Here is a 12,654-nt window from a genome sequence, read left to right on the forward strand (position 1 = left end):
ATAATTAATTTCCTCAGTGATATAATAATCTTGCAATCGTAATTGCGATTCTAGTTGTCCTGCATGTGCTTGCACGAACCAACCGAAGCCGATCGCTAGTAGCTCTGCCCGAAAGGAAGACCGATACATGCTTGTCGAACATAAGGAAACGCTTGTCGCGGAGCATCGCCGGTTCGTCTCCGCCATCGCGCAGGCGCAATCGCTGCCGCTCTATATGGAGAGCATCGGATTCAATCCGGCGCAAGAGCCGATTCAGAGACCGAACGGCTATCCGCTCTACCACTGGCTGCAAACCGTGGACGGCGAAGGCGAGATCCGGTCTCAGGGCCGCGTTCAGCCGCTGCCGGCGGGCGCGGGCGTTCTCTTTGCGCCGGGAGAGCCCCATGAATACCGGCGGACCGCCGAGCTGTGGCGGACCCATTACGTCACGTTCGGAGGAACCGCCGCCCCTGGCATTCTGGAATCGCTCGGCATGCCCGCCTCCGCCTCGTACAGCTGGGAGGCGGATTCTCCGATGGCCAGGCAGCTGCCCGCCATGCTTGAAGAAGCCTCCTGCGGCGGCGACGTGTTCGGCCTTGACGCCTCGCGCGGCGTCTACGGCTTCCTGCTGACGCTCTGGAAATTCGGCCAAGCGCAGGATAATCCGCGGAACGATATCTCGCAAAGCTTGCAGCGGATCGCGCCGCTGCTGGATTGGCTGGAGGCCAGCCTGCCGGATCCGGCGTTGAACCTCGGCGAAATGGCCGCGTTCAGCGGCTTGTCGCCGCGGCGGCTGAACACGCTCTTCCATCAGCTGTTCGGCCTCTCGCCGTACGCTTATTTGCTCCAGCTGCGAATCCGGCGCTCCCAAGAGCTGCTTGTCAGCCGCTCCGGACGAACGGTAGCCCAGATCGGACAGGACGTCGGCTTCCGTGACGCCAGCCATTTCGTCGCCACGTTCCGGCGGCATACCGGCGAGACGCCGGAACGTTTCCGGCAGCGTTGAGGCTGCCGGAAACGGTGAGCATCACGGCAACGTCAAGCTCCCGGTAGCGACGAGCTCCCTGCAGCGGAGAAACTCCAGCAAACGACGAGCAGCCAGGGCAACGGCGAACTCCCCGGCAGCGACGAGCTTCCCGGCAGCGACAAGGCTGTCCCAAAAGTAAGTTAGGGGACAGATCGAAACAGTAAAACCGCAAAGACCCAAAACGGGCAGAGCTAGCTCTGCCCGTCTTGGGTCTTTTTGCGAAAATATCATGTTCATTGGGATCGCATGGCACCAGCGAACGGATTTCCGCTTGTCCGGGGCAAGTCCGTTGCCAATCGCTGGTCGAGCCTTATGTGTGAAGCGTCCCTGAGCATAGTTAGGTTAAGGACAGGCTACCCCGGCGGCGGACACAGAATCCGCTATTTAATCATAATTCGATCGTTTTCATAAACGATCGGACACAGGATCCGCTATTGCCCCCGGTATGCGCTGGAACCTTTCCTCCCATGCCAAATATCGGAACGTCGGTCCGTAAGCACAGCGAAAACCTCTGAAAATCGTCAAATAGCGAATCCCCTGCCCGCTTGAATCGTTCGCATTCCGTCATGGCAACCCGACATGCCCAGCCCACTCTAATCGCCGCTACTTCGACGCAGGCATCATCGGCATTTGCAATGCGGGCTCCTTGCTGATTTCGCCGATGCTGCTGCTGAACTTGTTCACCTCGTCCTTCAGCCGAAGCATGCGCTGGTCGAGCATGCCGATCATATCGGCCGTCGCTTTCAGCTCCTCGCGGATGGACAGCGGCATATCGTCGTGGAATTGATAGTAGATTTTGTGCTCCAGGCTGGCCCAGAAATCCATCGCGATCGTGCGCAGCTGAATTTCGACCGTCACATGCTCCGTCCGCTGCGACAGGAAGATCGGGATGCGGATAATCAAGTGCAGGCTCTGATAGCCGTTCGGCTTCGGATTGCGGATGTAATCCTTCTCTTCGATCACTTCCACGTCGCCTTGGCTGCGAATCATCTCGTATACCCGGTACACGTCCGTCGTGAACGAACAGATCACCCTGACGCCGGCGATGTCGCGAATATAGGCGGTCGCGTTCTCCTTCGATACCTCCAGCCCTTTGCGCTGCAGCTTCTCGACGATGCCTTCGGGCGATTTGATCCGCGTCTTCACATGCTCGATCGGATTATAGTTCTGAATGAACTGCAGTTCCTCGTTCAGAATCGTCAGCTTCGTGCTTACTTCATCCAGCGCGAATTTATAGCTCATGAGCATTTTCGCCCATTCCATAACCTGTTGCTTGTCCATCATCGTTCTTCACTCCCGGTGGGCATGTATGCCTGTTGACTGTTATAAAATCGGCGACAGCAGCCGCACGCATGACTCGCGAAATCGCTGCATCCTGGAACGCCGCTGGTACTGCTCGTACGTCAGCTCCGTGCAGTCCTTCATGTCGTCTTCGAATATACGTTGCAGCCGCGAAGCGGTTTCCGTATCGTAGAGAATCGCATTGACCTCGAAATTCAGCTTGAAGCTGCGGATATCGACGTTGGCGGTTCCGACGGAGGCGACGCTGCCGTCGACGACGATCGCCTTGGCGTGAAGGAAGCCTTTCTCGTAGAGGTAGCATTTCATGCCTTCCTCGAGCAGCTCGCCCAAATAGGAAAAGGTTGCCCAATAAACCATTTTATGATCCGGCTTGCCCGGCAGCATGATCCGGACGTCGATGCCCGACAGCACGGCCAGCTTGAGGGCGTTCAGCACGCTCTCGTCGGGTATAAAATACGGCGTCTGCATGTAGATCGACTTCTTCGCCGCGAAAATCATTTTGATGTACGCGTTCTTGATTTGCTCGAGCGTCTGATCGGGTCCGCTGGAGACGATCTGAATGCCCGTCGAGCCCGTATTCGCCGCCGGCGGGAACAAGCCCAGCACTTCGCGGCTGAAGGAGACGGGGCTGGCCAGATTCCAGTCCATCATATAGTTCGCCTGCATTTGCAGCACGGCGTAACCGGTGATCCGCAGATGGGTATCGCGCCAGAAGCCGAACCGCTTGTTGCGTCCCATGTACTCGTCGCCGACGTTGAAGCCGCCGATGTAGCCGATCTGGCCGTCGATAATGGCGAGCTTGCGGTGGTTGCGGTAATTCACGCGTATGTTCAAATACGGGATTTTGGAGGGGAAGAAATACGTCACTTCTCCGCCGGCCTGCACGAGTGATTGGAAGAACTCCCGCTTCAGCATCGAGCTCCCGATATCGTCCACGAGAAAACGGACCTTCACGCCCTGCTTCGCCTTCTCGGTCAACGCCTCGACGAGCCGCCTGCCGATATCGTCGTTGTGGACGATGTAGTACATCAGATGAATATGATGCGTCGCGCGCGCAATATCGGCGAACAACGCCTCGAATTTATCGGGCCCGTTCGTATAAATGTCGACATGATTGTTCTGCGTATACAGCGCGAAGCCGCTCGTTAAATTCATGTAGATCAAGTCCGCGTATTGCTCCGCCGCATCATCATTAAACACAATCCGGTGATCCCGAAACTCCCGCCGCTGCTGCTCGATGAGCGCCGTTATCGTTTCCTTCGTGCGCTTGTTCAGCTTGTACAGCTTCTTCTTGCTCAAATTCTGCCCGAACACCAAGTAGACCACGAAGCCAACGGCCGGCAGGAACAAGAGGACCATGAGCCATGCCCACGTTACGCCGACGTTGCGCCGTTCCATGAACATGACCGCGATCGCGAGCGGAAGGTTGATGATTGTAATAATGGAAACCAGATTGGATAAGACAAAGTCCATCATGCTCGTGCACCTCGTTGCCGATCGTTATTCGCCCAGATCCAGTATAACCGATACCGGCCTATTAGGAAAATTAAGGCATGCCGCCATTTCTGGCCCGGCGAGCGGCAAGTATTGCATAGCCGCGAGTAATAACGCGCTGATAAACGCGCAGTCCGTCAACGTCGAGCAACTGTTCGTCAGGAATACGCGTCGGCGCTGCGCGTAAGGATACGGTCGACGCTGCGATATCAAGGTACTTGGCTTGTCGTTGATCGGTGAGTCATCGGATTGGTTCTGGCGCTGTAATCCTCAAGACAGTAACCCTGTTGATAGTTGCTCCAATTCGCAGGGGTTCCACCAATGTAGTGCACGTAGTGCACCTCTTTGCTCGATTGCAGCGGGTTCTCCGACAATGAAACCTGTCGCTGTTCCACTAACATCAATGGACGGAGGTACGCAGACCGACATCTGCGAACTAGACAAACTCAGATAAATCCTTCACTTGCAGTCGATATCGCATCCTTCTTCCCGAAGGAGACGGCACTGCGTGGATGTGGCCTTTTTCCTCCAAGGCAGCCAAGCTTCTCGCTATCGTTCGCCAATTTATTCCGAGCGCGTTCTCGGCTTCAATCGGTGCTAGCTCTACCCATCGCTCCTGCATGAGGTGCAGGAGCGCCCGTTCGTATACATCCAGCGATTGTTGCTCCGTACCCACCATCCCGCCCCACTTGGCCAAACCCATCAGCAGCGTTTGCTGACAGCGGCGCGGCTTTTCGTCGATGTCGTCATACGCAAAGCGCAGCAAATGCCAGCCTTGGATGAGCAGATGATTCTGACGCTGGAGATCGTCCGCGAATTTCCAGCGGCTAATGTCGCGCCAATGAGGCCCGAAGCCGTCGATTTCCAAAATCAACCGAAGCGGCAGCGGAGGCATGTAGGCGAAATCCGCAAATCGCTTCCCTCCTTTCATATCCGTTAGCTCATACTCGGGATGAAGGTGATCCAAATGACCGACGGCCGGCCACCAGACGTTGGCGAGCAGTTTCTTCTCCGCTTGATCGCGTTCCGTTAGTCTCCGTTTCCGTTCATCCGAGCTGTTCGCCAATGCATGTTCCATCCTACGCGCGTAAGCCGTCTCAAACCGCCGATCCATGTGCCTCTCTCCTCGCGATAATAAAATAAGGCTGCCCCTCGATCTAACGAGAGAACAGCCTGTGCTTCAGGACGTATGAACAACAAATAGATAACAAGCTTAGCATAAGGAGTACACGCCGCCAACAATTAATAAGCTCAACCTGCCGTCTACAAATACTTCATCAAATTGCTCACCACATGCTCCAAATGCTCCTTCATCCGCTGGCCGGCCAGCGCCGCATCGCGGGCGGAGACGGCTTCGAAGATCGCCAGATGCTCGCGGTACAGCCGTTCGGCTACGGATCGATTGGCGTAGATCTGAACCCGCCGAATGTCGCGGATAACCGTCTCCAGCTGGCCGACGATCGACTCGAACAGGCGGAGCATAATGGAGTTGCGGGTCGCCTTGGCCAGCGTCAGGTGGAAGAGCAAGTCCGTCCGCTCGCCTTCCTGATCGTCGCCGACCGTGGCCTCCATCTCCTGAACCAGGCCGCGAAGCAGCTCCAGATCGGCCTCGCTCGCCTTCTCTGCGGCGATGGAGGCATTCGACACTTCGAGCGACTGCCGGGCTTCCAGCAGCTCGAGCAGCGTTTCGCGGTTCATCCGCAGCGCCTGCAGCTCGGGCAGCTCCACCGGCACAGGCGCGCTGCTGATGACGCGGCAGCCGCCGCCTTGGCGAATCTCGATGAATCCCATCGCCTTCAAGGCGCTCAGCGCTTCCCTCGTCGTCGAACGGCCGACGCCGAACTGCTCCGACATTTCTTTGGTCGACGGCAGCTTATCGCCGACCTTCAGCTTGCCGTCCAGGATGAGCTGCTTCAGCTGCTCGGCGATTTCTTCATAATGATTGCGTTTCGACAGACGGGTGATTTCCATGCTGAAGCTCCTCCTTTCATCAAGCCGTTACAACGCACGAGCATAGGAAGCACGGAACGATAGTCGGCATCAATCGCTTGCCGCCTGCCCTCGCGTACCGCGTGCGGCGCGTACCCATCGCGTCCCGCTCGCACATTTCACCCTCGCCTCCCTCGGCGCTCGTGAAGGCGCCGGCAGCTACGTGCGCCAAGGCACAGCACAATCGCGGCGGACGCACGCCAGCTGCTTGGCGCGCTGCGACTCCGTCTCTATCTTCGCGTAGGTTAAGGTCCGATCACGAAGAATCTCTGGGAAATCGTATCATCTTCAGGAGCGGAATTGCAACGCTGCCCGCTATCCGCCAGCTTACCCGACGATCAACGCATAGACGACGCCCGGGCCGTGAACGCCGATCGTCAAATCGTTCTCGATGTCTGCCGAACGGCTCGGCCCCGAGATGAAATGAATGCCTGCCGGGAGGTTCTCTCTCCCCATGCGGTCGAAGTTGACCAGCACCTCGCCCAGCCGCGTATGCAGCCGCTCGATCGGAATAATGACCATCAGCACCGTCGGCAGCAAGCTGACGGAACGGCCCTTATCCTTCGACGAGAGCACCGTGACGGAGCCGGTATACGCAGCCGCGTAATCCGCGACGACGACGCCGAAATCCGCTTCCGCCGCGCGCGCCTTCCACTGCTCCTCCGGATCGCTGTTCCAGACGGAGAAGGACGCTTCCGGCATCGCTGCTTCCAGGTTCAGCGCGTTCAGCTCCGGCTGGTTCTGCCGGATGACGTACCGCGCGCTCATGTCGGCCGCCTTGCCGGCGATGAACGCCCGCGCTTCCTCCATTGTCGCCAGGCGCTCCGTGTGGCCGCCGGCCGCCTTGAAATTCGCCCGGAATTTCTCGACCCGCTCGTCTAGCGGCCATTCGAATTCCTGCCAGAAATCCGGCGCGCCCCGAAAAGGATGCGCTGGCGGCTGCGTCGGGCGCGGCCTGCGCAGCTTGCTGGAGATGCCGTCGATGAACGCGGCTTGCTTGGCGCGGGATTGGGCCTCCAGCTCGGCCAGCCACGCTTGATGCTCCTTCGATTTAGCCATGATGTCCGTGGCCTCCTTTGCCCGATTCGCGATCCTTCACGATCTGTTCCATCCGGCTCTTCATGGCCGGGTCCATGTCCTGCAGTCCGTGGCGGATTTCTTCCTCCATCGTCTTCCACTGCTGGCGGAACGACTGCTTCGCCAGGCTCGGCGCGACGCGATACGTGTTCCAGCCTTTCAGCGGGCCGACCTTAAGGCGGATGCCGCCGCCCTTGACGACGAGCTTCTGGCCGATCTGACCGAGCTTGACCGCCGCTCCGAAGCGCTTGGCGTTCGACATGACGGTCGCGAATCCTTTCATTGCTGCCGCCTCCAGCTTGTCGCCGCGGCCGGCTTCGAGCTTGCGCCGGCGCAGGTAGATGAGCATCTCGTGCAGCGGGATTTTGACCGGACACGCTTCATAGCACGCGCCGCATAGGCTGGACGCGTTCGCGATATCGTCCCATTCCGCGACGTTCTTCTTCAGCGCCGGCGTCAGCACCGCGCCGATCGGTCCGCTGTACGTGCCGCCGTAGGCATGGCCGCCGATATGGCGGTACACCGGACAGGCGTTCAAGCATGCGCCGCAGCGGATGCAGTTGAGCAGTTCCTGGAATTCCGGATCGCCGAGCTGCAGGGAACGTCCGTTATCGACGATGATGATATGCATCTCTTCCGGTCCGTCGGCGTCGGCGCCGCGGCGAGGCCCGGTAATGCCGGACATGTACACCGTCAGCTTCTGGCCCGTGGCGGAACGCGGGAGCAGCGTCGCCATCACTTCCAGGTCCGCGAAGGACGGAATGATGCGCTCCATGCCCATGAGCGTGATTTGCGTCTTCGGCACGGTCGTGACCATGCGGGCATTGCCCTCGTTCTCGAACAGCACCATCGAGCCCGTCTCGGCGATGGCGAAATTGCAGCCCGTCATGCCGATGTCCGCTTCCAGGAACTTCTCCCGCAGCTTGCGGCGCACGAAGCCCGCCAGCACCTGCGTATCCGGCGCCAGCGTCTCGCCCGCGTCGGCCGACAGCAGCTCCGCGATCTGATAGCGGTTCTTGTGGATTGCCGGAATGATGATATGCGACGGCGTTTCCCCCGCCAATTGGATGATATACTCGCCAAGGTCCGTCTCGATCGCCTCGACGCCGATTTCCTCGAGCGCATGGTTCAAATGCAGCTCCTCGGTGACCATCGATTTCGACTTCACGACCGTCTTCGCTTCCGCGTGCTTCGCCACGTCGAGCGCGATCTTCACCGCATCCGCCGCCGTCTCCGCGAAATGCACGTGCACGCCGTTCGCCCGCGCGTTCTCCGCGAACAGATTCAAGTAATAGTCCAGATGCGCGATCGTATGCAGCCGAATTTGCCGGCCGCGCTCGCGCCATTCGTCCCAGTTGCCGTGATCGGCCGCCGCGTTCATCTTGCCCGCGCGCAGACGCTCCGTCGTGAATTTGACCGCTTTTCGCAGAAAATCGTTGTTCAGCGCCAGTCCGGCGCGCTCCTTGACGGTTGCGCCGCCAGCCGTCGTTCCCGTGCCCGCTCCGCTCATGCGCCCTTCACTCCTTCATATAGCAGTTCGGCCAGATGCATGACGCGCACCGGCTTATCGCGATACCGCAAATTGCCCGCGATGTTCATCAGGCATGCCATATCGAGCCCGACGAGCACCTCGGCCTCCGTCTCCAGGACATGCTCCGACTTCTCACTCACCATCGCGCCGGAAATGTCCGACATCTTCACGGCGAAAGTGCCGCCGAAACCGCAGCAGTCGTTCGCGAACGGCAGCTCGACGAATTCGAGGCCGTCCACCTGCTCCATCAGGACGAGCGGTTCTTCCTTCACGCCGAGCAGCCGGCTGCCGTGGCAGGACGGATGGTAAGTCACCTTATGCGGGAATCGTGCCCCGACGTCCGTAATCCCGAGCACCTGCACGAGAAATTGCGTGAATTCGTACGATTTCGCCTGCAGGTTAAGCGCTTTCTCCAACATGACCGGATCATGCTCGAACAGCTTCGGATAGTGATGGATCATGAAGGTGCATGAGCCCGAAGGCGAGATCACGAAATCGGCATCCTCGAACGCGGCGATGATCGTGCTCGCCGTCTCGCGCGCTTCCTTCCAATAGCCGCCGTTGAACGCCGGCTGCCCGCAGCAGGTCTGCACGGTCGGAAATTCAAGCGTGACGCCGTATTTCGCCAGCAGGCGAACCATCGCTTCCCCGACGCGAGGGTATAAGGCATCGCTCAAACATGTAATAAACATCGAGACTTTCACTACACGGCACCTCTCTCCAAGTTGGTTGCATACCCGAGCAGCGAACAAAGTTAGCGACCAGGGTGGTTTATGATTATCATTTTATCAGGTTGTCAGACATGTTGACAATACAAAAATGTCCGTATTTGCCGATATTCGCGACTTTTGTGTTTCGCGCAATTCGTAACTCAAACTACCGCCCGGAGGGCAGCAGGCGGCTTGCATTCAGCCCTATTTCTACACGCGCAGCGATCGCTTCGATGTAGGAACCTAAATCGCCGGCAAGCTTAATCGCGATGGCAAGCTAGACGACGTTACTCATCGATCACGCATGCTCCATTCGCTGAAGTGTACGATGACCGGGCATGAAGCTCCATATCGCGACCGCGCAATTCGGATCCATGACGTTGCCAATAGCACAAAGAAACCCGACGTTTGAAAAACGCGGATTTCCCAGGCTGTCGAGTATGAACATGCCCTGGCTATCGACGATGCTTAAGCAGACAGTGGCAGCTGCCAAGAGCAACGGACAATAGATCCGTTAATTCGGCAATATCGGAGGTTGGGGAGGTGCCATCGGACACACGATCCGTTATGGCCGCACGTAAGCCCCGAATACATGCCTTTCGAGCGCAATAGCGGATCTCCTGTCCGCGAGGACACGAAAAGGGGAAGAAATCCGGCTAATAGCGAATCTCTTGTCCGCTTCCTTGTTCCACGGCTCTCACTGCTGCCTAATCAGCATGAATCGGATTTCCAAGCGGTAAGTTCGGCAGACGAGGTTGGCAAGGTCGTGTAGCTGCCGACGGGACGACATTGTACCGACGCGGTCGGTGTTGCTGCCGACCCGGGCCGTAACTGCCCACGCAGTTGGCGTTGCTGCCGACGCGGCCCCGTACCTACCGCCCCGGTGGGCATTGCTGCCAACGCGGTCCCAGACCTGCCGACGCGGGCAGCGTTGCTACCGACGAAGTCAGCGTTGCTGCCGACCCGGTCGGCATTGCTACCAACCCGGCCAGCGCCGCTGCCCACGCGGCCGGCGCTGCTACCCACGCGGCCGGCATTGCTGCCGACGCGGGCCCGTACCTGCCGACGCAAGCCCCATAGCTGCAGCTCGGAAGCCGCGGCTCGCGTTGTCCAGCAGCTTACCATGCGCCGGCGCTCACGCCCCGCCTGCAACCTACACCGTTTGCACGTCTATCCCCCGCTCCGCCAGGGCGCCGAGCGACTCCTGCGGCACGCGGCGGTCCGTAATGATGCGGTGCACGTCGCCGAGCTCCGCCACATGCGTGAACGCCTGGACGCCGAATTTGCTGGCGTCGGCGAGGAGGATGACCTCGTCGGCCATGCCGATCATCTTCTGCTTGATGCGCGCCTGCAGCTCGTTGGACTCGCTGATGCCCCGCTCCAGATGCACGCCTTTGCAGGAGAAGAATACCTTGTCGACGTGATACGCGTCGAGCGAACGTTCCGCGAGCGGACCGACGAACGACAGCGAACGCTGCGCCAGCGTGCCGCCCGTGGAGATCACCTCGATGCGCTCCTTGCCGCTCAGCTCCGTCGCTACCTTGATGGAATTCGTCAGCACCGTCAGCTGCACGTCCGGCAGGATCGATGCCATATACCACGCGGTCGAGCTGGCATCGAGCAGGATGCGGTCCTTCGGACGGATCAGCTTCACCGCCTCCTTGGCGATGCGCCGCTTCTCCTCCGCATGCGTGATTTCGCGTTCCGCGTACGGAATTTCCGGCTGCGACGGCGCATCCTTGACGCTCACCGCCCCGCCATGAGACCGGCGGAGCCGGCCGGCTTGCTCAAGCCGGTCCAAATCGCGGCGGATCGTTTCTTCCGTCACCCGGCACAGCTCGCTCAGCTCCGTCACCCGGATGCTGCCGCGTTCGTTTACCAGCCCAACAATTTTCTCATAGCGTTCTGCAACCAGCATAGTCTACCTCTTCCTGCGTATTCTCGATCGTATCGTTATTATCATTGCATCAATATTGAAAGCCACTCATCAGGAAAGGCCCGCAAGCGCGCGGAACTTCCCGTACGCCGCTTCCCAAGCCGCGCCATCGCGCGGTTCGTACTCCGTGACCGGGAACGATTCGCGAATGACCCGGCGCGCTTCCCATATATCCTTCAGCTCGCCTTGCGCGATCCATTGGACGACCAGGTTGCCGAGCGCGCTGCCCTCGACCGGTCCGGCCCATACCGGCTTGCCGATCGCGTTCGCCGACCATTGGCACAGCAGCGCGTTCTGGATGCCGCCGCCGACCATATGGAGGCCGCTGAAGCTTTTGCCCGACAGGCGCTCTGTTAATTCAAGCACATATCGGTATTTCAAAGCAAGGCTTTCCAGAATGCAGCGGACCGTCTCGCCCGGCGTCTGCGGCGCGCGCTGCCCCGAGTTCGCGCAATAGCTCGCGATACGAGAAGGCATGTCGCCGGGATGGAGGAACATCGGGTCGTCCGGATCGATGAACGAGCCGAACGCCGGCGCCTGCTCCGCGAGGGCCACCAGCTCGGGGAAGCCGTACGACATTCCCGCGTTCTCCCACGTCCGGCGGGTCTCCTGCAGAATCCAGAGGCCCATGATGTTCTTCAGCAGCCGGAACGTTCCGTTCACGCCGCCTTCGTTGGTGAAGTTCAGCTCCTGCGCCAGCTCGCCCATGACCGGCCGGTCCACTTCCGTGCCCATGAGCGACCACGTGCCGCAGCTCAAGTAGGCAAAATCCCGCTCGAGCGCCGGCACTGCCGCAACCGCCGCGCCCGTATCGTGCTCGGCAACCGCGTAGACCGGGATCGTGCCGATGCCTAGCTCCTCCGTCAGCGACGCGCGCGTCTGCCCGACGCGCGTGCCTGGCTGCACGACCGTGCCGAACAGCGCCGGCGAGACGCCGATATCGCCGAGCAGGTCCGCGTCCCAGCCGCCCAGGATCGGATTGTATAATTGCGTCGTCGACGCGTTCGAGAACTCGCCGAACATCTCGCCCGTCAGGAAGTAGCGCAGCAAATCCGGGATCATCAGGAAATGCCGGCCCTGCTCCAGCAGCGGCGAATCCGCTTCCTTCAATGCGGCCAGCTGATAGATCGTATTGAACGGCAGGAACTGAATGCCCGTGCGGCCGAAAATCCGCTCCGGCGTCAGCCGCGCCATCGTCCGCTCCATCACGCCGTCCGTATGGCGGTCGCGGTAATGGTACGGATTGCCGAGCAGCTCGCCGTTCCGCCCGATGAAGCCGAAATCGACGGCCCAGGAATCGATCGCCAGGCTGGATGGGGTCTCGCCGGCATGCTTCGCTTTCAGCAGCCCTTGCTTGATATCGTGATATAGACGAAGAATATCCCATTGCAGGCGGTCGCCGATCGCTACCGGATCGTTCCCGAAGCGATGGATCTCCTCCACCTCGATCGTGCGGTTGTTAAGACGGCCAAGCAGCGCCCTGCCGCTGCTCGCCCCAAGGTCGTATGCCAAAATGCTGGGCAAAGGAAGTCCTCCTCAACGTTCGTCTATGCTTGTTCTTCTCCGGCTGCCCCCGAAACGCAAACCGCTGCGGACGAATCCGCAGCGG

General features: G+C 59.6%; 10 protein-coding genes. 1 reads left to right on the forward strand and 9 read right to left on the reverse strand.

Annotated features, from left to right (window positions below; translation table 11 throughout):
• Nucleotides 1-127: 127 nt before the first annotated feature.
• The gene (locus GXP70_RS22000; protein ID WP_162358818.1) at nt 128-985 is read left to right on the forward strand and encodes an AraC family transcriptional regulator; all 858 of its coding nucleotides are present in this window, start codon (nt 128-130) and stop codon (nt 983-985) included.
• Between the two features lie 624 nt (nt 986-1,609).
• Here GXP70_RS22000 and GXP70_RS22005 read toward each other — a convergent pair.
• The 9 genes from GXP70_RS22005 to GXP70_RS22045 form a co-directional block, all read right to left on the reverse strand.
• Nucleotides 1,610-2,290 (reverse strand): GTP pyrophosphokinase, encoded by a 681-nt coding sequence (locus tag GXP70_RS22005; protein ID WP_225442517.1) that lies wholly within the window; start codon nt 2,288-2,290, stop codon nt 1,610-1,612.
• 39 nt (nt 2,291-2,329) lie between these two features.
• Nucleotides 2,330-3,784, reverse strand: coding sequence for a cardiolipin synthase (cls, locus tag GXP70_RS22010; protein WP_404822278.1), 1,455 nt, complete (start codon nt 3,782-3,784; stop codon nt 2,330-2,332).
• Between the two features lie 454 nt (nt 3,785-4,238).
• Nucleotides 4,239-4,868, reverse strand: coding sequence for a DNA-binding response regulator (locus tag GXP70_RS22015; protein ID WP_162358819.1), 630 nt, complete (start codon nt 4,866-4,868; stop codon nt 4,239-4,241).
• 197 nt (nt 4,869-5,065) lie between these two features.
• On the reverse strand, nt 5,066-5,773 hold the full coding sequence (locus tag GXP70_RS22020) for a FadR/GntR family transcriptional regulator (RefSeq protein WP_162358820.1): 708 nt from the start codon (nt 5,771-5,773) through the stop codon (nt 5,066-5,068).
• Between the two features lie 345 nt (nt 5,774-6,118).
• Nucleotides 6,119-6,850, reverse strand: coding sequence for a LutC/YkgG family protein (locus GXP70_RS22025; RefSeq protein ID WP_162358821.1), 732 nt, complete (start codon nt 6,848-6,850; stop codon nt 6,119-6,121).
• Complete coding sequence (locus GXP70_RS22030; RefSeq protein WP_162358822.1) at nt 6,843-8,378, reverse strand: LutB/LldF family L-lactate oxidation iron-sulfur protein; 1,536 nt, start codon at nt 8,376-8,378, stop codon at nt 6,843-6,845. Before GXP70_RS22030 ends, GXP70_RS22025 begins: the two co-directional genes overlap by 8 nt.
• The gene (locus GXP70_RS22035) at nt 8,375-9,103 is read right to left on the reverse strand and encodes a (Fe-S)-binding protein (RefSeq protein WP_162358823.1); all 729 of its coding nucleotides are present in this window, start codon (nt 9,101-9,103) and stop codon (nt 8,375-8,377) included. Before GXP70_RS22035 ends, GXP70_RS22030 begins: the two co-directional genes overlap by 4 nt.
• 1,159 nt (nt 9,104-10,262) lie before the next feature.
• Nucleotides 10,263-11,027: a DeoR/GlpR family DNA-binding transcription regulator gene (locus GXP70_RS22040; RefSeq protein WP_162358824.1), complete on the reverse strand. Its 765-nt coding sequence runs from the start codon at nt 11,025-11,027 to the stop codon at nt 10,263-10,265.
• 69 nt (nt 11,028-11,096) lie between these two features.
• Nucleotides 11,097-12,569 carry a rhamnulokinase gene (locus GXP70_RS22045; protein ID WP_162358825.1) on the reverse strand — a complete coding sequence of 491 codons (1,473 nt, stop codon included), beginning with the start codon at nt 12,567-12,569 and terminating at the stop codon, nt 11,097-11,099.
• Nucleotides 12,570-12,654: the final 85 nt, after the last annotated feature.

The sequence above is a fragment of the Paenibacillus lycopersici genome, from assembly GCF_010119935.1.
Classification (GTDB): domain Bacteria; phylum Bacillota; class Bacilli; order Paenibacillales; family Paenibacillaceae; genus Paenibacillus_Z; species Paenibacillus_Z lycopersici.

Coding starts and splice junctions, on each gene's coding strand:
- GXP70_RS22000 (WP_162358818.1), top strand. CDS start 128: ATGCTTGTCGAACATAAGGAAACGCTTGTCGCGGAGCATCGCCGGTTC.
- GXP70_RS22005 (WP_225442517.1), bottom strand. CDS start 2,290: ATGATGGACAAGCAACAGGTTATGGAATGGGCGAAAATGCTCATGAGC.
- cls (WP_404822278.1), bottom strand. CDS start 3,784: ATGATGGACTTTGTCTTATCCAATCTGGTTTCCATTATTACAATCATC.
- GXP70_RS22020 (WP_162358820.1), bottom strand. CDS start 5,773: ATGGAAATCACCCGTCTGTCGAAACGCAATCATTATGAAGAAATCGCC.
- GXP70_RS22025 (WP_162358821.1), bottom strand. CDS start 6,850: ATGGCTAAATCGAAGGAGCATCAAGCGTGGCTGGCCGAGCTGGAGGCC.
- GXP70_RS22030 (WP_162358822.1), bottom strand. CDS start 8,378: ATGAGCGGAGCGGGCACGGGAACGACGGCTGGCGGCGCAACCGTCAAG.
- GXP70_RS22040 (WP_162358824.1), bottom strand. CDS start 11,027: ATGCTGGTTGCAGAACGCTATGAGAAAATTGTTGGGCTGGTAAACGAA.